Source organism: Actinosynnema sp. NPDC004786, assembly GCF_053601135.1.
In genome coordinates this window covers 97,911-118,790 of the sequence record NZ_JBSGBG010000012.1, presented here as the reverse complement: position 1 = coordinate 118,790, position 20,880 = coordinate 97,911, and the positions used below count along the sequence as shown (strand labels likewise).

General features: G+C 72.9%; 23 protein-coding genes. 10 read left to right on the top strand and 13 right to left on the bottom strand.

Annotated features, from left to right (window positions below; translation table 11 throughout):
• Positions 1–84: 84 nt before the first annotated feature.
• Positions 85–1,068, bottom strand: a complete 984-nt coding sequence (locus tag ACWEFJ_RS13325; RefSeq protein WP_378098179.1) for an alpha/beta fold hydrolase — start codon at positions 1,066–1,068, stop codon at positions 85–87.
• Between the two features lie 139 nt (positions 1,069–1,207).
• Between ACWEFJ_RS13325 and ACWEFJ_RS13320 the strand changes: the two genes are divergently transcribed.
• The gene (locus ACWEFJ_RS13320) at positions 1,208–1,855 is read left to right on the top strand and encodes a TetR/AcrR family transcriptional regulator (protein ID WP_053716225.1); all 648 of its coding nucleotides are present in this window, start codon (positions 1,208–1,210) and stop codon (positions 1,853–1,855) included.
• A gap of 330 nt (positions 1,856–2,185) precedes the next feature.
• On the opposite strand, the gene ACWEFJ_RS13315 is transcribed toward ACWEFJ_RS13320, so the two are convergent.
• Positions 2,186–3,139, bottom strand: coding sequence for an alpha/beta fold hydrolase (locus ACWEFJ_RS13315; RefSeq protein WP_378098354.1), 954 nt, complete (start codon positions 3,137–3,139; stop codon positions 2,186–2,188).
• Entirely contained in the window at positions 3,136–4,035 is a 900-nt protein-coding gene (locus tag ACWEFJ_RS13310; RefSeq protein ID WP_449713889.1) for an AurF N-oxygenase family protein, read from the bottom strand. The genes ACWEFJ_RS13315 and ACWEFJ_RS13310 overlap by 4 nt, the downstream gene beginning before the upstream one ends.
• Positions 4,036–4,097: 62 nt before the next feature.
• Here ACWEFJ_RS13310 and ACWEFJ_RS13305 point away from each other — a divergent pair, with 62 nt between their 5' ends.
• Together ACWEFJ_RS13305 and ACWEFJ_RS13300 are read left to right on the top strand one after the other, a co-directional pair.
• Entirely contained in the window at positions 4,098–4,856 is a 759-nt protein-coding gene (locus ACWEFJ_RS13305; RefSeq protein ID WP_378098348.1) for a TetR/AcrR family transcriptional regulator, read from the top strand.
• On the top strand, positions 4,856–5,152 hold the full coding sequence (locus ACWEFJ_RS13300; RefSeq protein ID WP_449713888.1) for a DUF4873 domain-containing protein: 297 nt from the start codon (positions 4,856–4,858) through the stop codon (positions 5,150–5,152). Before ACWEFJ_RS13305 ends, ACWEFJ_RS13300 begins: the two co-directional genes overlap by 1 nt.
• A gap of 157 nt (positions 5,153–5,309) precedes the next feature.
• Here the strand turns inward: ACWEFJ_RS13300 and ACWEFJ_RS13295 are convergent, their stop codons facing one another.
• Together ACWEFJ_RS13295 and ACWEFJ_RS13290 are read right to left on the bottom strand one after the other, a co-directional pair.
• On the bottom strand, positions 5,310–5,540 hold the full coding sequence (locus ACWEFJ_RS13295; protein WP_378098366.1) for a DUF3107 domain-containing protein: 231 nt from the start codon (positions 5,538–5,540) through the stop codon (positions 5,310–5,312).
• Between the two features lie 41 nt (positions 5,541–5,581).
• On the bottom strand, positions 5,582–6,301 hold the full coding sequence (locus ACWEFJ_RS13290) for a ferritin-like fold-containing protein (protein ID WP_378098363.1): 720 nt from the start codon (positions 6,299–6,301) through the stop codon (positions 5,582–5,584).
• Positions 6,302–6,655: 354 nt separating this feature from the next.
• Here ACWEFJ_RS13290 and ACWEFJ_RS13285 point away from each other — a divergent pair, with 354 nt between their 5' ends.
• From ACWEFJ_RS13285 to ACWEFJ_RS13275, 3 genes are all read left to right on the top strand, one after another.
• Positions 6,656–8,290, top strand: a complete 1,635-nt coding sequence (locus ACWEFJ_RS13285; RefSeq protein WP_449713887.1) for a DEAD/DEAH box helicase — start codon at positions 6,656–6,658, stop codon at positions 8,288–8,290.
• A 564-nt stretch (positions 8,291–8,854) separates the two neighbouring features.
• Positions 8,855–10,183, top strand: coding sequence for an Rv3212 family protein (locus ACWEFJ_RS13280; protein ID WP_449713886.1), 1,329 nt, complete (start codon positions 8,855–8,857; stop codon positions 10,181–10,183).
• 375 nt (positions 10,184–10,558) lie between these two features.
• A complete protein-coding gene (locus tag ACWEFJ_RS13275; protein ID WP_449713885.1) occupies positions 10,559–11,431 on the top strand; it encodes an alpha/beta fold hydrolase in 873 nt (290 codons plus the stop codon).
• Positions 11,432–11,443: 12 nt separating this feature from the next.
• On the opposite strand, the gene ACWEFJ_RS13270 is transcribed toward ACWEFJ_RS13275, so the two are convergent.
• The 5 genes from ACWEFJ_RS13270 to ACWEFJ_RS13250 all read right to left on the bottom strand — a co-directional run bounded on the left by ACWEFJ_RS13270 (position 11,444) and on the right by ACWEFJ_RS13250 (position 14,448).
• Positions 11,444–11,746 carry a hypothetical protein gene (locus ACWEFJ_RS13270; RefSeq protein WP_378098167.1) on the bottom strand — a complete coding sequence of 101 codons (303 nt, stop codon included), beginning with the start codon at positions 11,744–11,746 and terminating at the stop codon, positions 11,444–11,446.
• 10 nt (positions 11,747–11,756) lie between these two features.
• Entirely contained in the window at positions 11,757–12,563 is an 807-nt protein-coding gene (locus ACWEFJ_RS13265) for a RecB family exonuclease (protein ID WP_378098170.1), read from the bottom strand.
• Positions 12,564–12,819: 256 nt separating this feature from the next.
• Positions 12,820–13,677, bottom strand: coding sequence for a PHP domain-containing protein (locus tag ACWEFJ_RS13260; protein ID WP_449713884.1), 858 nt, complete (start codon positions 13,675–13,677; stop codon positions 12,820–12,822).
• A gap of 14 nt (positions 13,678–13,691) precedes the next feature.
• Positions 13,692–14,252 (bottom strand): PH domain-containing protein, encoded by a 561-nt coding sequence (locus ACWEFJ_RS13255; protein ID WP_378093425.1) that lies wholly within the window; start codon positions 14,250–14,252, stop codon positions 13,692–13,694.
• Between the two features lie 37 nt (positions 14,253–14,289).
• Positions 14,290–14,448 (bottom strand): hypothetical protein, encoded by a 159-nt coding sequence (locus ACWEFJ_RS13250; RefSeq protein ID WP_378093423.1) that lies wholly within the window; start codon positions 14,446–14,448, stop codon positions 14,290–14,292.
• Positions 14,449–14,585: 137 nt separating this feature from the next.
• Between ACWEFJ_RS13250 and ACWEFJ_RS13245 the strand changes: the two genes are divergently transcribed.
• Positions 14,586–15,005, top strand: coding sequence for an NUDIX domain-containing protein (locus ACWEFJ_RS13245; protein ID WP_378093421.1), 420 nt, complete (start codon positions 14,586–14,588; stop codon positions 15,003–15,005).
• A 34-nt stretch (positions 15,006–15,039) separates the two neighbouring features.
• Here the strand turns inward: ACWEFJ_RS13245 and ACWEFJ_RS13240 are convergent, their stop codons facing one another.
• Positions 15,040–16,125: a DUF2332 domain-containing protein gene (locus ACWEFJ_RS13240; protein WP_449713883.1), complete on the bottom strand. Its 1,086-nt coding sequence runs from the start codon at positions 16,123–16,125 to the stop codon at positions 15,040–15,042.
• Position 16,126: 1 nt separating this feature from the next.
• Positions 16,127–16,849, bottom strand: coding sequence for a MaoC family dehydratase (locus ACWEFJ_RS13235; RefSeq protein WP_449713882.1), 723 nt, complete (start codon positions 16,847–16,849; stop codon positions 16,127–16,129).
• A gap of 99 nt (positions 16,850–16,948) precedes the next feature.
• Here ACWEFJ_RS13235 and corA point away from each other — a divergent pair, with 99 nt between their 5' ends.
• A complete protein-coding gene (corA, locus tag ACWEFJ_RS13230) occupies positions 16,949–18,025 on the top strand; it encodes a magnesium/cobalt transporter CorA (RefSeq protein ID WP_378093415.1) in 1,077 nt (358 codons plus the stop codon).
• A gap of 144 nt (positions 18,026–18,169) precedes the next feature.
• Here the strand turns inward: corA and ACWEFJ_RS13225 are convergent, their stop codons facing one another.
• A complete protein-coding gene (locus ACWEFJ_RS13225; protein ID WP_449713881.1) occupies positions 18,170–19,255 on the bottom strand; it encodes a DUF2332 domain-containing protein in 1,086 nt (361 codons plus the stop codon).
• Positions 19,256–19,361: 106 nt separating this feature from the next.
• On the opposite strand from ACWEFJ_RS13225, the gene ACWEFJ_RS13220 reads away from it, so the two are divergent.
• Complete coding sequence (locus ACWEFJ_RS13220) at positions 19,362–20,051, top strand: metallophosphoesterase family protein (protein WP_378093411.1); 690 nt, start codon at positions 19,362–19,364, stop codon at positions 20,049–20,051.
• Positions 20,041–20,880 carry a chromosome partitioning protein ParB gene (locus ACWEFJ_RS13215; RefSeq protein WP_449713880.1) on the top strand — a complete coding sequence of 280 codons (840 nt, stop codon included), beginning with the start codon at positions 20,041–20,043 and terminating at the stop codon, positions 20,878–20,880. Before ACWEFJ_RS13220 ends, ACWEFJ_RS13215 begins: the two co-directional genes overlap by 11 nt.

Here is a 20,880-nt window from a genome sequence, read left to right as displayed (position 1 = left end):
AGGGTGCCACAACCGCACCCCGGGAGCGGATTCCAGGTGACCTGTGCACCACCGACCGGCTGAACCGGTCACCACGGACGGGTGTCACCACAGGTCACGTTCGACCGCCTCCCACATGCCCACCACGGCGCGCGCCACCGACACCGGCCGTTCCATCTGCGCCACGTGCCCGGTGCGCGGCAGCACCAGCAGCCGGCCGCGCGGGATGAGCCGCGCCACCCGCGGCGCCTTCCGCACGCTGACCAGCTTGTCCTCCGTGCCCCACACGACCAGCGTCGGCGCGGTGATCCTCGGCGGCAGCAGCCACATCGACCTCGACCGGGGCACCAGCCACGTGCGGATCAGCTCGATCGTGCTGCGGCTGAGCGCGTTGCCCGCCCACGCCTGCGCGGACCGCTCGGTGTACTCGGACTCGCTCTCCTCGATCCGGTTCGGCGGCACCGAGTCGGGGTCGGCGAAGCAGAGCCGCAGCATCTGGTCGGTCCGCTCGCGCGGCGTGACCGCCGCCAACCGCTCCCGCACCCGCGCGCCCACGACCGGCAGGAACGCGAGCGGCAGCCGCCGGTCCGACACCCGGCGCAGGCTGAGCCGGAGGTCCGGCACCGCCGGCGACACCAGGGTCAGGGTGCGCACCAGGTCGGGCCGCAGGGAGGCGGCCATCAGCGTGATCGCGCCGCCCATCGAGTTGCCGAACAGGTGCACCGGGTCGCCCCCGAGCGACTCGACGTACTCGATGACCACCCGGGCGTGGGTGGCCATCCGGAAGTCGTAGCCGTCGATCGGCTCGGACCGGCCGAACCCCGGCAGGTCGAGCGCGTGCCCCTCGACGTGCTCGCGCAACTGGGCGGCCAGGTCGGTCCAGTTCGTCGACGAACCGCCCAGGCCGTGCACGTAGACCGCCTTGGACCCGGCCGGTCCCGGGGTGCGGCGGACGTGCACCCGGTGCCCCCCGACCTCGACGTAGTCACCAGGCCACGGCTGGATCGTTGTGTCCAGCGGAGGTAGTGGCGTGGTGGACAGGGGCACGTGCGTGATGGTGGTCTTGCGGGCCTCCAGCGTCTCGGTCACCACCCCAGGATGCCTCCCGGGAGTCCTACGAAACGAGAAGCTTTCCCGGAACGCTGCTACCAGCGAGTAAGGTTGCCGACGAGCCGGAGGGGCAACCCCTTCTCCGGTTCCGCTATGTGATTGGTTGGCTGGAGGCACCATGACGGAGACGGCCCAGACTGCGGTCGGGCACCACGGCGGCGCGGCGGGGCGGGGTGTACGGCTCCCGCGGACCGCTCGACGTGCCCAGTTGCTGGCCGCGGCGCAGGACGTGTTCGTGACCAACGGCTACCACGCCGCCGCGATGGACGAGATCGCCGAGCGGGCGGGGGTCAGCAAGCCGGTCCTCTACCAGCACTTCCCCGGCAAGCTCGAGCTGTACATGGCGCTGCTGGAGTCCCACGTGGACGAGCTGGTGAACCGCGTGCGCGGCGCGCTGGCGTCCACGACCGACAACAAGCAGCGCGTGAAGGCCGCCGTCGCCGCGTTCTACGACTTCGTGGACGGCGAGGGCCAGGCGTTCCGGATGGTCTTCGAGTCGGACCTGCGCGGCGAGCCCGCCGTGGCCCGCGCCGTGGAGCGCGCCACGACGGACAGCGTGGAAGCCATCACCGACACGATCACCGCCGACGCCGGCCTGGACGAGCACCGGGCCCGCCTGCTGGCCGTCGGCCTGGTGGGCCTGTCCCAGGTCACCGCCCGCGCCTGGCTGGCCGACGACCGCAAGCTCGCCAAGGAGGACGCGGTCGCCCTGATCTCCAACCTCGCCTGGCGCGGAATCGGCGGCGGCTTCCCCCTCCAGCACTGACCCCGCACCACCCTCAGGCATCCACCCGCGCTGGTGAGGGCCGCCCCCGACAACGGCCCTCACCAGCCACTACGCGCCCGGCCACACGACCGCGCGCCGCCTTCCCCCGCCCCACCACGCCACGCCAACGACGCCTTTCCCAACGAAGGGCTTCGTGTCATCCCGCCGACCTGGCGCAGCCCTACCGCGCGTGTCAAGGGGGCACCTCCCGCCCAACCGCACCTGGCGCTGGAACCGCCCCCTTGACGCGTGCGGTAGCCCTCGTGGAGGTCGGCGGGATGACACGAAACCCGACCCCGCTGGTACAGGGGGCTTAACCACCAAACCCCGTCATCCTGCTGATCTGCCCGTCCGGCGAGGACGCTTTTGCTCTTCCCCCTCGCTCACCCGTGCCACCGCCACCACGTGCCCGGCCACCTCCCGCCCCCGCTCCAACGGCAGCATGTGCCCGGCCCCCGGGTAGATCACCAACTCCGCGTGCGGCACCTCGTCCGCCAGCACCCGCGCGTGCCGCAACGGCGTCAACCGGTCCTCCGCCCCGGCCAGCACCACCACCGGCACCCCGGCCAACCCGACCAGCGCCTTCCGCCGGTCGTGCTCGTCCAGCGACCCCCGGAACCCGACCATGCTCACCGGGTGGCACCGCCCGACCATCGCCGCGGTCGCCGCGACGTGCCGCCACGACGGCCGCCTGCCGAACAGCAACCACCGCAGCCCCGGCCGGGCGACCTCCGTCCGCCGCAGCAGCTCCGCCCGCCGCGAGCGCGCGATCCGCCGGTTGAGCGCCTTCTCCCCCGCCAGGAACGCCCGCCCGACCACACCGGGCAGCCCCAGCGTGGACCCGGCCAGCTCACCCGCCGAGGTCGCGACCAGCACCACCCCGGCGACCCGCTCGAACAGCGAGGGGTGCTGCTCGGCCAACGCCATGATCGTCATGCCGCCCATGGAGTGCCCGACCAGCACGATCCGCCCCACCGGCACCCGGTCCGCGATCACCTCGGCCAGGTCGTCCGCGCACCGGGCGATGGTCGCCGTGCCGACCGGCGCGGGCGCGGAGCCGCCGTGCCCCCGGTGGTCGTACCGCAGCACCCGGCCCGGCACCTCCGCCGCCACCACGTCCCACGACGTGTGGTCCAACGTCCAGCCGTGCAGCAGCACGGTCGTCAGCTCCGCGTCCCGCGGCCCGGTGTCGACCACGTGCAGCGCCGTCCCGTCGGACGTCACGAACCGACGCCCGGCCTCCCACGGCGCGGAAGTCCGCTCGCCCACCCCGGCCCCGCTCACCCGAGCAGGAACGACCGGCGCCACGCCCGCGTCCCGGGCGCGCCGACCAGCCCCACCTCGTCCAGGAACTTCATGATCCGCTCGCCCGACCAGCGGATCGTCTCCCGCCAGTGCGGGTTGGTCAGCGCCGCCTTGTGCGCCTCGTCCCGGTTCAGCCCGACCGCCGCGTACACCTCGGGGTTGATCAGCGACCGCGTGATGAACATGGACGTGGTCGCGATCAGCCACCGCTGGTACGGCAGCTCCTTGCGGGTCAGCTCCTCCATGCCGCGCACGACCTCCTCGCGCGCGAACCGCACGTGCCGGGCCTCTTCGAGCACGTGGATCCGGTTGACCATGCGCACCAGCGGCTGCACCGTCTCGTCGGCCATGGTCTCGCGCTGCAACCGGTCCAGGATCTCCTCCGCGACCAGGATCGACCCGTACAGCGCGGGCCCGTAGCCGATCACCGGCAGCAGCTTGCCGAGCTGGTAGGTGTACCGGCGCGGCCCGTAGGGCGGGCAGCCGATCCGCTCCACCATGCGGGCGAACATGGTCGAGTGCCGGCACTCGTCGGCGACCTCGGTCAGCGCGTACTGCGCGTGCTTCGTCGTCGGGTCGGAGCGGTAGACCTCCTTGAGCAGCATCTGCATCAGCAGGATCTCGAACCACAGGCCGACGCTGGCCACGCTGGCCACCTCGTGCCGGGACAGGTCGATGCGCTGCTCCGGGGTCATCCGCTCCCACAGCGCGGTGCCGTACAGCGAGCACCGGTGCTCCGGGGTGTACCGCAGGCCGTCGACCAGGGGCGCCGACCAGTCGATGTCGACTTCCGGGTCGTAGAACTTGTCGGCCGAGGAGTTGAGCAGGCGCTCGGCCGTCTTCTCGCGATCCGCGACCTTCAAGGTCCTCGACATCGGTCCCTCCCGGGATTTACGTGTTACTTGAGGTAACGGTTACTTCTGGTAGCGTGCGTCACATGGCTCGAACTGTCAAGGGCGGCACGGACGCGCGCCGCGAGCGGTGGAAGGGTCACCGCGAGGCGCGGCGCGCCGAGTTCGTGGAGGCCACGATCCGCGCCGTCGCCCAGCACGGACCCGACGTCGGCATGGACGAGATCGCCGCCGAGGCGGGCGTCAGCAAGCCGGTGCTCTACCGGCACTTCGCCGACAAGTCGGACCTGTACCTGGCCGTCGGCCGGCGCGGCACCGAGATGCTGATGGACCGCATGGGGCCCGCGATCGAGCACGACGGCCCGATCCGGGCGCGGATCAAGCGCATCGTGGACGCGTACCTGTCGGTGATCGAGGAGCACCCCAACCTGTACCGGTTCGTGGTGCGCAAGTCGTTCACCGACCGCCCGGTCGAGCAGGACGTGGTGACCGAGGACAAGCAGCTCATCGCGGCGGCCCTGGCCCGGCTGCTGGGCGACTACCTGCGCGCGTTCGGCATGGACTCCGGCGGGGCCGAGCCGTGGGCGCACGCGCTGGTCGGCATGGTGCAGAACGCGGGCGACTGGTGGCTCGACCGGCAGTCCATGACGCGGGCGAGCCTGAGCGACTACCTCACCACGATCATCTGGCACGCCATCGACGGCCTGCTCCGCTCGGCGGGCGTGGTGCTCGACCCGGACGCCCCGCTGACCGCCGCGGCGCCGCCCGCGACACCCGCCGCCGGCTCACCCGAAGACCTGCACGAAGGCCCCCACCTGCGGGTCGTCGACGTCGAGGAGGCGTGATGTCCGAAGAGCACGACGAGGACGGCTACACCGGCGAGGCCACGCTGGTGTTCGACGGGCGGGAGGTGCCGGTGAGCGTCGAGCTGCGCGGCTACTTCCAGCCCATCGACGGCCGCTACCACTGGTACGGCCGGGTCGGCGCGAACGACCGGGTCACCGAGCTGGTGGAGGGCGGTGCGCGGACCGCGCTGCTGCGCACCCCCGGCGGGTCGGCGACCGGGTCGCTCACCGACCCGGACCCGTGGCGGCGGTACCGCGTCGCGGGGATCTCCACCCCGCCGTTCGCGGTCGGCTGAGCCGGGCCGGGAACGCGGAAGGGGCACCCGATCGGGTGCCCCTTCCGCGTGTCCGTCACCCGGACCCGAAGTCTCACGACGGCGACCCGGGACGTCCGACGGCCGGACGTCCGGTCACGGGACGCCCGGCCGCCGGGTCGCTCAATCGCCCAGTCGCTCAGTCGCCGGAGATGAAACCGACCCGGCGGGCGTCGCTCGGACCGATCTCCACGTACGCGATGCGCGCCGCGGGCACCACGTAGCGGGCGCCCTTCTGGTCGACCAGCACGAGCTGCCCGGTGCCGGCCTTCAGCGCGTCCGCGACCTGCGCCTCGACCTCTTCGGGGGTGAGCCCGCTGGACACCACGAGCTCTCGCGGGCTGTCCGCGATCCCGACCCTGACCTCCACGCTGACCTCCGTGCGGCGTTGATGGCGTTCGACCACCAACCCTAGCCGAGCCCGAGCGCCGTCATGCGGCGCGTGTGGCTCTGCTGGAGCCGCCGGAACAGCGCCGCGATGCCCGCGAGGTCGCCCGAGCCGCGCACGATCAGCTCCGCGAGCCCGTCCCGCTCGGCCACCACGTACTGGGCCTGCGTCAACGCCTCGCCGAGCAGCCGGCGGCCCCACAGCGTGAGCCGGTCGCGCAGCTTCGGGTCCTGGTCGCAGGCGGCCCGAACTTCGCGCTCGGCGAACGCCGAGTGGCCCGTGTCGGCCAGCACCGCGAGCACCAGCTCCCTGGTCGGCTCGTCCAGCCACTCCGCGACCTCGCGGTAGAAGTCGGCCGCCAGCGCGTCCCCGACGTACGCCTTCACCAGCGACTCGAGCCACGAGCGCGGCGCGGTGGAGGCGTGGAAGGCGTCGAAGCCCGCGGCGAAGGGCCGCATGGCCTCCTCCAGCGAGTGGCCGCGCTCGGCCAGGTACCGGTCCAGCAGCGCGTAGTGCCCGATCTCGGCCGCCGCCATCTGCGACAACGCGGCCCGCCCGGCCAGCGTGGGCGCGGTCCGGGCGTCCTCGGCCAGCCGGTCGAACGCCGACAGCTCGCCGTACGCGAGCGCGCCGAGCAGGTCCACGACACCCTCGGCCACCTGCTCCTGCCCGCCCACCGCGACGGCCTCCCCGTCCACCGCGGTGGCCTGGCCCGCCGCCGCATCCACTCCCGCGTCGCTCATACCGACGGAGCCTAGTCGGGTGTCGTTCGCTACACCCCAGGCACGGCGAACCGCACCGGACCTCGCGATCCAGCCCGATCGGCCTAGTCGCCGGGTAGACTCGGCAGACGACGCCCGGCGCGGCGCGGCCCAGTGGGGGCTCGCAGCGGTGCCGAAGGCTGAACTGCGGCGGCACCGTGCCGTCAGGAGAGGGTGCGCGCACACACCTCGCTGGCCCTCCCGCGACCCGCCCGGCCCCCTGCGGTGGCCCCCTCGGCGGTGACGCGGTCGAGCGGCCCGTACAGGCCGTGGCGCGCTGGTACGAGAGAGGCGATCACCCTGACCGCGACGAACGAAGAGACCCATATCGACCCGGTGGTGTTGGAGCACAGCGAGGCGGGCGTGCCCGACGTGGACACCTCGCACCCCCTCGTGGCCGACGCGCCGGTCAGGTCCGATTCGCCCACGTTCGGCGAGCTGGGCGTGCGCGAGGAGATCGTGCGGGCGCTGGCCGAGGCGGGCATCCACCGGACCTTCGCCATCCAGGAGCTGACCCTGCCGCTGGCGCTGGCCGGCGACGACGTCATCGGGCAGGCCCGCACCGGCACCGGCAAGACGCTGGGCTTCGGCATCCCGCTGCTGCAGCGGATCACCGTGCCGGGTGACGGCACGCCGCAGGCGCTGGTGGTCGTGCCGACGCGCGAGCTGTGCCTCCAGGTCACCCACGACCTGACCGACGCGTCCAAGCACCTGGGCGTGCGCGTGCTGGCGATCTACGGCGGCCGGCCCTACGAGCCGCAGATCGCGGCGCTGCGCAAGGGCGTGGACGTCGTCGTCGGCACGCCCGGCCGGCTGCTGGACCTCGCCGAGCAGCGCCACCTCGTGCTCGGCAAGGTGCGCGGGCTGGTGCTGGACGAGGCCGACGAGATGCTCGACCTGGGCTTCCTGCCCGACATCGAGCGGATCCTGCGGATGGTGCCCGACGAGCGGCAGACCATGCTGTTCTCGGCGACCATGCCGGGGCCGATCATCACGCTGGCGCGCACGTTCCTCAACCAGCCGACGCACGTGCGGGCCGAGGAGAACGACGCGGGCGCGATCCACGAGCGCACCGAGCAGTTCGTCTACCGGGCGCACGCGCTGGACAAGTCCGAGCTGCTGGCCCGCGCGCTCCAGGCCCGCGACCGCGGCCTGTCGATGGTGTTCACGCGGACCAAGCGCACCGCCCAGAAGGTGGCCGACGAGCTGGTCGAGCGCGGCTTCGCCGCCGCGGCCGTGCACGGCGACCTCGGGCAGGGCGCGCGCGAGCAGGCGCTGCGGGCGTTCCGGTCGGGCAAGATCGACGTGCTGGTGGCGACCGACGTGGCCGCGCGCGGCATCGACGTCGAGGGCGTCACGCACGTGATCAACTACCAGTGCCCCGAGGACGAGAAGACCTACGTGCACCGGATCGGCCGCACGGGTCGGGCCGGGCGGACCGGCGTCGCGATCACGCTCGTGGACTGGGACGAGACGCCCCGGTGGAAGATGATCAGCGACACGCTGGACCTGGGCAAACCGGAGCCGGTGGAGACCTACTCGACGTCCGACCACCTGTTCACGGACCTCGACATCCCGGCGGGTTCGACGGGCCGGCTGCCGCTGGGGCTGCGCACGCGCGCCGGGCTGGACGCGGAGCCCGAGGAGAACCTGAAGGGCGAGAAGAAGACCCGCAAGCGCCGCCGGGGCGGCCGGGGCGGTGACGCGGCCCAGCCCGCCACCGCCGAGCCGACCGCCGGCGGTGCCGGAGCGGCGACCGAGGAAGGCGGCACGCGGCCGCGCCGGCGTCGCCGGAGCCGGGCCGGCGTGGCGACGGGCGACACCCCCGTCACCGAGGCCGCGCCGGAGGCGTCGGCCGAGGCCCCGGAGCAGCCCGCGGCCGCCGAGGGCGATCGACCGAGGCGTCGTCGGCGTCGTCGCACGGGCGGTGGCGGCGAGGCGTCCGACAACGCGCCGGCGACCGCCGAGTAGGGCATGATCGTGGCGGGCAGCGCGGGTCCGAGCGCTGCCCGACCCGAGTTCGGTAACACAATCGGGTGATCATGGCCCGAAAATGTACGGAAACACTGTTACCGCACCTCGGTTGAAAGCGAGGAGCCCCCCGAACCACCCCGGACCCCTGACCAGCCACCCACCCGACCCCGCCGGCACCACCGGCCCCACCACCAGCCGCCGGCACCACCACCCCCGGACGCCCGCACCACCGCGACCCACCCGGCCAGCCCACCGACCCGCCGGCCACAACCCCGGCACCACCGCGGCCCATGCGGCCGACCCACACCGCCGGCCCACCGACCCTCAGGCCACCGGGCCACCGGGCCACCGGGCCACCGACCGCCAGGTCACCGGGCCGGCCGAACCGCCACTCCGCACGGCCGGCCCGCCCGTCGCCCTGGCGCGCCACCCGGCTCGTGGCACGCCAATCGGGACGCTTGGAGCGGGTTGTGGTGCCGCCTCACACCGACCTCTTCCCGGTGGTGGCAGCATGTCCGCCAGACCGAACGCGACAGATCACCGACCATCGGGAGCCGGGCAGTGGGCCAGCCGGAGCAGGCGGAGTCGAACGGGCAGGTCGTGCTGGACGAGGAAGACGTCCTGGCCGAGCCCGACGAGCCGCGGGTCGAGCCGCAGGAAGACGACTTCGAGCCGCTGCCGCCGAGGTCGTGGCGGACGAAGGCGGACTTCGTCGGCGTGACGTTGGTGGTGGCGGCGGTGCTCGTGGCGAGCCTCGTCCTGTGGCTCACCAGCGACGCGCGCAACACCGTCAGCCAGACCGGCCCGTCCGGGATCACCCCCCTCCAGCCCGCCACGGAGCTGCCGCCGACGCTGTCGGAGATCTGGCGCGCGCCCAGCGGCGCGACGCCGGTGCCGGTGAACCTCGACTCGGTCGTCGTCACGGGCGACGGGGGCGAGGTCGTCGGCCGGGACGCGCTCACCGGCGACGTCCGCTGGCGCTACGCCCGCGACCTGCCGCTGTGCACGGTCTCCACGGCCTGGGGCCGGGTCTTCGCGGTGCACCGCAAGGACACCAACTGCTCCGAGGTCACGACCCTCGAAACCGGTTCCGGCAAGCGGGGGCCGCAGCGCAACGGTGACGCGGAGTTCGGCACCCGCCTGCTGAACGAGGGCTCGCACGTGCTCACCACCGGCGGGTCGTACGTCGAGGTCTACCGGCGCGACGACCTGGTCCGCTCGCTCGAGTACGGCACCCTGCGCGCCATCGTGAACCCGAACAAGCAGCCCCGCACCGGCTGCACGTACGGCTCGTTCGCGGTCACCGGCGGCAAGATCGCGTTGATCGAGCGCTGCCCCTCCCTGGACCCCTCCGACCGGCTCACGGTCCTCAAGCCCAACCCGGAGAAGTCCGACGAACCGCAGGTCATCACCACCGCGGTGACCGGCGAGCACGGCGCGCGGGTGATCGCGGTGACCGCGAACCGGGTGGCGCTCGCCGTGCCCGGCCGGCTCGTGGTGTTCGACTCCGAGACCGGCGGCTCGGTCGCGAGCTACCCCGTCGACGTCACCGCCGAGGAACTCGCCGGCGACCCGCCCGGCCGTGTGGCGTCCACCTTCACCAGCACCGCGAACATCTACTGGTTCACCGGCTCGAAGACGGTGGCGCTGTCGCTCAACGACCTCAACCCGCTGTGGACCGTGAACGGCACCCTCGGCGCGGGCACCACGCTCGCCGGGCGGCTGCTGCTGCCGGTCGAGGGCGGGCTGAAGGTGGTCGACCAGGTCACCGGCCAGGAGGTGGCCGAGGTCCCGGTCGACCGGGGCGACCACACCGGCCCGGTCGAGATGGCCACCGAGGGGCCGGTCGTGCTGGAGCAGCGCGGCGGCACGCTCGTCGCCCTCCGGTAGCCGCCGCGACAACGCCTCGGGCGACCGCCGGCATCGCACTGCGGGAACCCGACGCGTCAACCCCGGGCGACCGGCGACGCGGACGTGGCACCCCCTACAGCAGGCCGGGGCGACCGGTGACGGCAGGTGTGGCACGGCGGCACCCCGTGTGCGGCGGACCTCGAGGCGGCAGGCGACGGCAAGCGGCACACGGCGGTGACCCGGCGGTGCAGGCGGCGGGTGGGCGACTCCGGCGACGGCAGGCGGCACACGGCGCGGTGATCCCGGCGGCGCAGGCGGCACACGGCGGTGATCCCGGCGTCGGGAGGCGGCGCGGGCGTGGCACTGCGGCAACGCGTCACGCGCCCGCGCGGCCGGTGCGGCAGACTGCCAGACGTGCACTCGCAGTTCAGCCCGCACCGGGCGCGACGCGTGGACCTGCCCGGGCGGCACGGCCCGGTCGCGGCCCTGCGCGAACCCGCCACCGGCCGCGACCTCGGCGCCACCGCGCTGCTCCTGCCCGGCTACACGGGGTCCAAAGAGGACTTCGCGCCCCTGTTCGACCCGATCGCCGACGCCGGCGTCGAGGCCGTCGCGATCGACCTGCCCGGCCAGTACGAGTCGGCCGGCCCGACGTCGGAGGCGGAGTACCGCACCGAGGCGCTCGGCGCGGCGGTCGCCGAGCTGGTCGCGAAGCTCGCCGCCGACGGCCGGCGCGTGCTGCTGCTGGGCCACTCGTTCGGCGGCCTGGTCGCGCGCGGCGCGGTGTTGGCCGGTGCGCCGGTGTCCGGGTTGACGCTGATGTCGTCCGGCCCGTCGGAGCTGCCGCCGGGCGAGCGCCGCACCGCCCTGGACTACGGCGAGGTGGTGCTCCGCGAGCAGGGCATCGAGGCGTCGCACGAGGTCAACGAGACGCGGCAGGCGCTCAACCCGCGGTGGCGGGCGGTCCCGCAGGAGCTGAAGGACTTCTACCGGGAACGCTTCGTCCGCTCGTCACCGGCCGGGCTGCTCGGCATGGGCCAGGCGCTGCGCCACGAGCCGGACCTGGTCGCGAAGCTGGCCCGCGTCACCCGGTCGGCCGGCGTCCCGTGCCTGGTGGTGTGCGGGGAGTTCGACGACGCCTGGTCGGCGGCGAGCCAGCGGGACATGGCCGAGCGCCTCGACGCCGACTTCGCGGTGCTGCCCGGCGTCATGCACAACCCGAACACCGAGGCGCCGGACGCCCTGCTGGCCACGCTCCTGCCGACCTGGCGCGCCTGGCTCTCCTGACGGCGGGCGGCCTCACGCCCACCAGTAGAACCACATCGTCGCCGCCGCCAGCAGCACGACCAGCAGGCCGCACAGCGCCACGGGCCAGCCGCGGCGGCGGTCGGCGACGACCTGGGCCACCACCGCGGCCGCGGCCGCCGCGGTGTGGCCGATCACGACACCCAGGCCGGGGCCGGGCAGGTCACGGGTCCCCGCGTAGACCTGCACGCCGATCATGGCCAACGCCAGCAGCACCAGGCCGACCGCGAGGACGCCGCTGACGCCGCGCCACAGCCTGGCCAGGCGTGGTTCGGGTCTGCTGTCCACCATCGTCACGCGGCCAACTCTACGGCGCGAGCAAGGCCCACGGGTCGAGCGTCGGCGCGGCCTGCTGCCCCTCGGGGCACGAGCGGCGGAAGTCGCACCACGTGCACCGGTTCCCGGTGCGCGGCGGGAACAGCACCTCGGGGTCGCCGCCCGCCTCCAGCGTGTCGGTGGCCAGCCGCAGCTCGTCGGCCGCCTCCTCGGCCCGCGTCACGTGCCGCGCCAGGCTCTCCTCGGTGTGCTCCCACACCGACACCGTGCCGGTGGGCAGGTGGTGCAGCTCCACCCGGCGGCACGGCTTGCGCAACGTGCGCCGCGCGGCCAGCGCGTACAGCGCCAACGCCTGCGAGCCCCGCGCGTCGTCCACGGTCAGCGCGTGCCGGCCGGTCTTGTAGTCGACGATCACCAGCTCGCCGTCGCGCAGGTCGATCCGGTCGACCCGGCCCTCGGCGACGATCTTCGACGTGGGCGTGGACACCCAGCGCTCGATGCCGACCGGCTCGATCGACGTGTCCAGCTCGCCGACGTAGTCGCGCACCCACCCGACCGCCCGGTCGCGGTACTCGGCGGCCTGCTCGGCGTCCCGGAAGCCGTCGTTCTTCCACTGCCGGTGCAGCAGCGCCACCGCCTGCTCCGGGCTGCGGCGCGGCGCGGGCAGGTCGAACAACGCCTTCAGCGCGTTGTGCACCACCGCGCCGAGCGTGTTGTGCGCCCACGCCCCGCCGCGCGGCGGCGTCGGCCGGTCCAGGTAGGCCATGCGGAACCGGCGCGGGCAGTCGGCCCACGTCGCGAGCTTGGCGGGCGTGACCCGCACCAGCTTCTTCGGCATCGCCCCGAAGTCGAACCCCAGCTGCTCCTGCACGGAACCAAGTTACCGAGGGGGTCCGACAGTGTTGGATTGCGCCGCCTCCGGCGTCGCGGGCGAGGTCGCCCGGAAGTCGGCCGTTCGCGCCCTGATCCCCGACGATCGAAAAGCGTGATCGCCGGGGATGAGGACGCGAACGGCCGACGCGACCTCGCGGGAGGGGTCGGGTGAGGTGACTCCCAGGGTGAGGGCCGCGGCGGTGGTGAGGACTGCGGTGGGGTCAGCCGACGAGGACCTTGCAGCCCGTGGCGCGGTCGGCGAGGGCGTCCAGGACGTCCGGCGAGGTGGTCTCCGCGCCCAGCCGCACGGTCTTGTTGGTGCCGTGGTAGTCGCTCGACCCCGTGGTCAGCAGGCCCAGTTCGCGCGCCAGGCCGCGCAGCCGCTCCCGCGTCGGCGCGTCGTGGTCGGGGTGGTCGACCTCGACCCCGCCCAGCCCGAGCGCCGCGAGGTCGGCGACCACCTGGTCGGTCACGATCGGGCCGCGGGACGAGGCGAACGGGTGCGCGAGCACGGTGACGCCGCCCGCCTCGGCGATCATCTCGATCGCCCGCGCCACTGGCGTGTCGGTGCGCGGCACGTAGTAGCGGCCACCCGTGAGGTACTTGGCGAACGCCTCGTCGACGGTCTCGACCACCCCGGCCCGGATCAACGCCATGGCCAGGTGGGGTCGACCGGCGGGCGCGTCGGCCGGCATGGCGGCCATCAGCTCGTCCGGGTCGATCGGGAACCCGTCCGCCACCATCCGCTCGGCCATGCGGCGCAGCCGCCGGCGTCGTTCGAGGCGCAGCCGCAGCTGCTCCTCGACCAGCGCGGGCGAGGTGTGGTCGTACAGGTAGGCGAGGAGGTGGACGGTGATGACCCGGCCCCGGCCGTCGTCGGAGGCACAGGACAGCTCCGCGCCGCGCACCAGCTTCAGGCCGGCGGGCAGCGCGTTGGCCGCTTCCGCCCAGCCGGCGGCGGTGTCGTGGTCGGTGAGCGCCACGGCGCTCAGACCGGTGGCGGCCGCGGCCGCCACCAGCTCCGCGGGCGTGTCCGTGCCGTCGGACTCGGTCGAGTGGGTGTGCAGGTCGATGCGCACCCGACCAGTCTGAACTACGGCACCATCTTCTTGCCGCGCGCCGCCCGCTGCGCCTTGATCATCGAGAAGCGCTCGGCCTGTGCCTTCTTGTCGCCGAAGGTCAACTCGGAGATCGCGTCGTAGACCTCCTCGGGGTTGGGCAGGTACTCGATCCGGTTGAGGGCCTGGATCTGACCCGCCGACTCCACGACCAGGGTCCCGAAGCCGAACATGCGCCCGAGCACCGAGCGCTCGTAGGTGAGGTCGGTCACCTTGCTGATCGGCATCATCGCGACCTTGGTCTCGAAGACCCCCGAGGAGATCATGAACCTCTTGTCGGTGACGACGATCCGCTCCACCCACCACTCCATGACGAAGTAGGCGAGCCTGAGCACCACGAACAACGAGGCGTACCAGAGGATGTTCTGGAAGATGCCCGCGTTGTCGGGCAGCAGGTAGGAGATCATCATCGCGCCGGCGAGCAGCGCCGCCGCCTCGAGGAGATCCCAGAGCAGACTGCTCCAGTGCCTGCGGACCCGGATGACCCGACGCTCCGTGGGGAGCAGGTACTCGTCGGGGTCCCGTGGTGCGAACATGCCTTCGACCTCTCGCCGTGGGGGAGGACCGGGCGACTCAGAACAATTGTTGCACGAAGGTGATGAGCGCCTCAGCGGCGTCCCGGAGCGTGCCCAGGATGTTCTGCACCAGCTGAGCCGCGTTCTGCGGCTCGGCGATGAGGAAGAACAGGACCAAGGCGACCCCTGCGAAAGTGAGGATCTTCTTCAGGTTCACGGTGATCAACCCCGTTCGCTACCCGCACCCGTTTGGCGCCAGTGAAAACCGTTGTACCGCACTCCGCGACACGTCGGGAGATTTGTACCGCACTTGGGTCAGCGTGCTGCACCGCCAACCCGGTGTGACTACGGTTCGTGATCGTGACGGCCGAACGAGAACCTCTCATCCACTGTGTCGGCGGCATCGTGCACGACTCGAACGGGCGACTGTTACTCGTGCGGAGGGCCAATCCCCCAGGTGAGGGACTGTGGTCGTTACCGGGTGGCCGAGTGGAGCCCGGCGAGTCGGACGAGACCGCAATCGTGCGGGAACTGCGGGAGGAAACGGGACTCTCCGTGACCGTCGGCGAGTTGGTCGGAACCGTGACGAGACCTGCGCCGAACGGCCTCTACGTGATCCGCGACTACGCCTGCCAGGTGCGATCGGGCGTGCTCCGACCGGGGGACGACGCCTCCGCGGCGTGTTGGGCCGACGCTGCGATCTTGGACACACTCCCACTCACCGGGATGCTCCGCGAGACCTTGGCGGAGTGGGGTCGGCTCCCCCGTTCGTGACGGACATCCCCCGTACGAGATCGACTTCGCCCGATCAGGGTAGCCAGACGAGGCGTTGGCCGTGCGGCGCGGTCTTGGCCAACGCCTGGACCGACCGCGCCTCGCCGTCCTCGAACCGGACCAGGCCGACCACGCCGAACGCGGGGTCGCCCGGTCCGGGGCGCAGGTCGTCGCGCCCCGGCAGCACGTGGGCGAGGCCCGCGGCGTAGCCCTCGTGGCTGAGCCACCACACCGGGCGGCCGAGGTCGCGCAGCGCGGCGACGAACTCCTCCCCCGGCACGTACGCCAGGACGCTGCTGGTCAGGACCACCAGCGGCAGGTCCTCGGGCACGCGGGCGGCGGCCTTGGCCAGGTCCGCCACCGCGTCGCCCGCCACCAGCTCCGGCGGGGACTTGCGCTGCACGGTCGCGGCCACGCCGAACAGCCTGAGCCGCTCCGGCTGGTCGGCCCACACGCACGCCTCCAGCCAGGCGTAGGTGTCCTCGTCGGCGAGGTCGGCGGGCGCGCGGTCGAGCCCGACCCTGGCCGCGATCTTCACCGTTTTGGGGATCTTCGGCAGCTCCGCGCCGGGGGCCAGCTCCAGCGCGCAGTGCAGCCCGAGGGCCGCCTTGGCGGGTCCGGCGGCGAGCTGGCCGGCCTGCTGGGTCTGGTAGCGGTAGCCGTAGCGGTCCAGGTTGAGCAGCAGCCCGGCCGAGCAGCCGACCTCCAGCAGCCCGACCGGTCCCTTCACCTTCGCCAGCGCCGGGTAGACCAGGGTCGCGCGGCGCACCTCGTTGGTCTGCACGGTCCGGGAGCCGATCAGCCCGCGCATCCGGTCGGCGCGCTCCAGCACGAAGTCCCGGAACAGCGGCCAGGTGTGCTCGTCCGCGCCGTACGTGCCGCCGAGCGACGGGTAGTAGTCCGACAGCCGGTGGAACGGCTCGGCCTGCACGAGCCGGTGCGCCGCCGCCAGGAGCAGGGTCGCGTGCGCGAACCGCTCCGGGGCGGCGGTCAGCAGGCCGGCGACGTCCGGATCGTCGGCGGCGCGCGCGGCCAGGTGCTCGTAGAGCGGCGAGACGCCGTGCGCCTCCTGCTCGGCGAACCGGGCCAGTCGTTCCCGCACCAGATCCAGCGAGGTCACGTCACTCCTTGGGTTCGGGCCTGCCGGGCTGCTCGCCGCCGCGCGCTCCACCGGTCGAGTTCCCGGGCACGTAGGAGCGCTTGGGCACCATGACCTTCCGGCGGAACACGCAGACGACCGTTCCATCCTGTTTGTACCCGCGCGTCTCGACGTGCACCACGCCCCGGTCGTCCTTCGACTTGGACGGCGTCTTGGCCAGCACCTCGGTCTCACCGTAGATGGTGTCGCCGTGGAACGTGGGCTTGACGTGCCGCAGCGACTCCACCTCCAGGTTGGCGATGGCCTTGCCCGACACGTCGGGCACCGACATGCCCAGCAGCAGCGAGTAGACGTAGTTGCCGACGACGACGTTCCGGCCGAACTCGGTGGCCTCCGCGGCGTAGTGCGCGTCCATGTGCAGCGGGTGGTGGTTCATGGTGAGCAGGCAGAACAGGTGGTCGTCGTACTCGGTGACCGTCTTCCCGGGCCAGTGCTTGTAGACCGCGCCGACCTCGAACTCCTCGTAGTAACGCCCGAACTGCACCGCATGCCTCCGTTGGCCGGCTGTCTGGGGGTCGGGTGTGATCGAGGACCACACCGACCGGGACGACAGTGTGAGCACCGGGGGAGTACCCTCGGCAACTGGTCTGTGAGCGACTACACCGCCACGGACGACCGACCCGAGGAGGTGAGGACTACCGATGAGTAACGACCCCCATCCTGCGAGTACCTCGCGCGTCCTCATCGGGGGGCCGGCTCCTCGGGGCTAGGCCCGGCGTTACCCGGTCGGGGACGTGCCGTCGTCGTTCCGTCGAGTCGACGCTTCCCGACCCGGAGGTCACCCGTGCCCAGCTTGCCCTCGCTCGGCGGCCTGAGAGGCCGCGCCCAGGACCGTCCCGCCACGCCGATCCCCGTGCCGCTGTCGGCCTACGTGGTGGACTGCGGCGTGTACGTGGACGGCGCGCGGCTGCCCGGCCGCTGGTCGCACACCGACGCGGTGGACGAGGTGCGCCGGCGCGGCGAGGGTTTCGTCTGGATCGGGCTGCACGAGCCGGACGAGGAGCAGATCCAGGGCGTCGCGGAGACGTTCGGCCTGCACGAGCTGGCGGTCGAGGACGCGGTGCACGCGCACCAGCGGCCCAAGCTCGAACGCTACGACAACATGCTGTTCATGGTGCTCAAGACGGTCCGGTACATCCAGAACTCGTCGCCGGACACCGCCAACGAGATCGTCGAGAGCGGCGAGATCATGGTGTTCCTGGGGCGCGAGTTCGTGGTGACGGTCCGGCACGGCAACCACTCGGGGCTCGCCGCGGTGCGGCGGGAGCTGGAGGAGGAGCCGGAGCGGCTGCGGCACGGCCCGGCGGCGGTGCTGTACTCGATCGCCGACCACGTGGTCGACACCTACCTCGACGTGACCGACCACATCGAGGACGACATCGACCAGATGGAGGCGCTGGTCTTCCAGCCGCGCAGCCGGGTCAGCGCGGACCAGATCTACCTGATGAAGCGCGAGGTGCTGGAGCTGCGCCGGGCGGTGATGCCGCTGGCGGTGCCGCTGCGGCGGCTGGCGGAGGGCTACACGCCGCTGGTGCCCGAGCAGGTGCGCTCGTACTTCCGCGACGTCGACGACCACCTCACCGAGGTGTCGGAGCGGGTGATGAACTTCGACGAGCTGCTGACCACGCTGGTCAACGCGGTGCTGGCGAAGATCACGCTCCAGCAGAACTCGGACATGCGCAAGCTCGCCGCCTGGGTGGCGATCATCTCCGTGCCGACCATGGTGGTCGGCGTGTACGGCATGAACTTCGACTTCATGCCGGAGCTGCACTGGCGCTACGGCTACCCCATGGTGATCGCGGTGATCCTCGTGGTCTGCCTGACGCTGTACCGAATATTCCGTCGCAACCAGTGGCTGTAGCGGCCCCTTCCCCCTGCCCCTTCCTGCGACGGGATGGTCCCCCCATGTCCAGAATGCTCACCAACCTGCGGTTCTGGGTGCTCACGTTCCTGCTCGGCTGGCTCGCCACGGTGACCCTGCTGATCGCGAACGGGCACTGACCGGTCAGGTCCACGGCGCGGTGTCCCAGGTGAACGGGACGCCGTGCCCCACGCCCGTGCCCAGGCGCAGCGAGATGCCCGCCGGCCACAGCTTGAGCAGCAGCCGGAACTCGTACGCGCCCGCGGTGTGGGTCCGCCGCGGCTCGTAGACCAGCAGCGCCAGCGGCGCCATCGGGGTGGCGCGGGAGGCGGCGTCGGCCAGGATCGCGCGGCCCATGGCGCGGTCGGCGGGCGAGGCGTACTGCCAGACCACCGAGTGCCAGACGACGGTCAGCACGTCGCGCTCGGGCCGGGCGAGCTGCTCGGCCAGCCACTCCGGGCCGGTCGCGCGCCGCACCGGCACCGGGTCGAGCCTGGCCAGCCCGATCGCCGCCTGGAGCCGGTCGAAGCGGTGCACCTGGTCGGCCCACACGAACGACGACAGGTGCAGCCGCCCGTCCTCTGCGGACACGTCGACCGGGTTGAGGTCGCACGCCGCCCGGCGGACCAGGCGCAGGTTGTGGCGCAGGTCGACGGGGGGCCTGCCGGTCCACCGCGGGTCGAGGCGGAACGGGCTGCCCGGGTCGCCGAACGTCTCCCCGTCGACGCGGTAGGCGATGCGGTGCGGGCGCAGGTTCAGCCCGCCGGACGCCCCCACCTCCAGCAGCCGGACGGGGAACGAGGCGCGCCGGTCGGCCTCGGCGGCGGCCAGGTGGGTGGCGGTCTGGAGGCCGCCGAACAGCGGCGCGCTGCGGCCCGGCTCGTTGGTCTGCACGACCGTGGAGGCGACCAGGGCGCGCAGCCGGTCGGTGTGCTCGTGCAGCACGGGCAGCGCGTCGTCCCACACCGAGCCCAGGTCGGGTTCGCCGCCGACGGTCGGGTAGTGCTTCGCCAGGGTCGGCGCGCGGCCCTCCAGCACGAGCCGGTGCAGGGCCCCGGCGAACCGCAGGCCGGGCACGGTGCCGTGGCGGTCGCACTCCGCGCCCGCCATCACCCGCGCGGTGACGCCGCCCCGGGCCAGGTCGTCCGCCGCCGACACCAGCAGCCGGTGGGTGAGCGGGCTGTGGACCCGGCAGGCGCGGGACGCGTCGAGGAACAGCTCGGCGAGCACACCGTGACGCTAACCCGGTTTCCCTTGTGCGGCAGGGGGACGAGGCCGGATTTCACCCTTTTCCCGACGAGGTGTCGCCGGCGGCGCGAACGCCTAGGCTCGGTGGATGCCGAAGGTGCTCGCGGTGGCCGACGAGGTCGTGGAACGGCTGTGGACGGACCGGGTGCGCGGGTTCGACGACGTGGACCTGATCGTCGCGGCGGGCGACCTGCCGTTCGACTACCTGGAGTTCCTGGCGACCGCGCTGGACCGGCCGTGCGTGTTCGTGCCCGGCAACCACGACGTGGACCTGACCGGGTACGCGAACGTGCGGGGCCTGTGGACCAGGGCGGGCCTGCCGGCGCGCTGGCCGGGTCCGGCGGGCGGGGTGAACGCCGACGAGCGGGTGGTGGACGTCGCCGGGCTGCGGATCGCCGGGCTGGGCGGCTCGATCCGGTACCGGGAGGGGCCGAACCAGTGGACCGAGCGGCAGCAGGCGCGGCGGCTGCGGCGGGTGCTGCGGACCGCCCGGTGGCGGCGGCTGCGGGACGGCCGCGGGGTGGACGTGCTGCTCACCCACTCGCCGCCGCTGGGCTGCGGCGACGAGCCGGACCCGCCGCACCGGGGGTTCGCCTGCCTGCACGACGCGGTGCGGCGGCTGCGGCCCGCGCTGCTGCTGCACGGGCACATCCACCCGCACGGCGAGCCGAGACCGGACCGCACGCTCGGCGCGACGCGGGTGGTGAACGTGGTGGGTCACAAGGTGTTGGACATCCCGTCCGGAGGGCGTCGAGAGGAGGAGGGCCGTGCCCCGTGACACCGGGTTCCCGCGGGCCGACGCGGAGAACGACTTCCAGCGGGCGCGCCGGCGGCAGGTGATGTCGCGGCTGGCCGCGTGGCTGCGCCGGGAGCCGGACGACGTGAACATCATGCTGCCGTTCCACGAGGTGGTGGAGTCGCTCGGGCTGGTCACCGAGCGGCGGCTGGGGCTGCGGACGATCCGGCTGGACTCGATCGTGGGCAGCGTGGACCGGACCCGGGACTTCGACCGCCGGTTCCGGCCCACGTCGGCGCGGGTGCGGGAGCGGTGGCAGCGGTTGGCGCTGGCGCAGCGGCGCGGCGAGGCGGTGCCGCCGATCGAGGTGTACCGGGTCGGTGACCTGCACTTCGTGCAGGACGGGCACCACCGGGTGTCGGTCGCGCACGCGCTGGGGCTGGAGGTGATCGACGCGTACGTGACGGAGGTCGTGACGCGGGTCGCGGCGCACGGGATCCGCCACCGGGGCGACCTGATCGTGAAGGACTACCGGCGGCTGTTCCTGGAACGGGTGCCGCTGGGCGGGCAGGAGGGGGCCTCGGTGCTGCTGTCGGACCCGCGGGACTACGCCGCGCTGGGCGAGCACGTGGAGGCGTGGGGCTTCCGGCTGATGCAGGACGAGGGCGTGTTCCTGGACCGGCCGACGGTCGCCCGGCGCTGGTACGCCGAGGAGTACCGGCCGGTGGTGGACATGCTGCGGCAGGCGGACCTGGTCGGCGACCGCACGGAGACCGAGGCGTACCTGTGGGTCGCGGGCGAGCGGTACCGGCTGATCCGCACCCACCGGTGGGACGCCGACGTCATCTCGACGCTGCGGTCGCGCCGGTGA

Excerpts from the sequence above, each read along its gene's own strand:
- ACWEFJ_RS13320 (WP_053716225.1), top strand. The coding sequence starts at position 1,208 with ATGACGGAGACGGCCCAGACTGCGGTCGGGCACCACGGCGGCGCGGCG.
- ACWEFJ_RS13310 (WP_449713889.1), bottom strand. The coding sequence starts at position 4,035 with ATGTCGAGGACCTTGAAGGTCGCGGATCGCGAGAAGACGGCCGAGCGC.
- ACWEFJ_RS13305 (WP_378098348.1), top strand. The coding sequence starts at position 4,098 with ATGGCTCGAACTGTCAAGGGCGGCACGGACGCGCGCCGCGAGCGGTGG.
- ACWEFJ_RS13300 (WP_449713888.1), top strand. The coding sequence starts at position 4,856 with ATGTCCGAAGAGCACGACGAGGACGGCTACACCGGCGAGGCCACGCTG.
- ACWEFJ_RS13290 (WP_378098363.1), bottom strand. The coding sequence starts at position 6,301 with ATGAGCGACGCGGGAGTGGATGCGGCGGCGGGCCAGGCCACCGCGGTG.
- ACWEFJ_RS13265 (WP_378098170.1), bottom strand. The coding sequence starts at position 12,563 with ATGCCGAAGAAGCTGGTGCGGGTCACGCCCGCCAAGCTCGCGACGTGG.
- ACWEFJ_RS13255 (WP_378093425.1), bottom strand. The coding sequence starts at position 14,252 with ATGTTCGCACCACGGGACCCCGACGAGTACCTGCTCCCCACGGAGCGT.
- ACWEFJ_RS13235 (WP_449713882.1), bottom strand. The coding sequence starts at position 16,849 with ATGAGGACGCGCGAGGTACTCGCAGGATGGGGGTCGTTACTCATCGGT.
- ACWEFJ_RS13220 (WP_378093411.1), top strand. The coding sequence starts at position 19,362 with ATGCCGAAGGTGCTCGCGGTGGCCGACGAGGTCGTGGAACGGCTGTGG.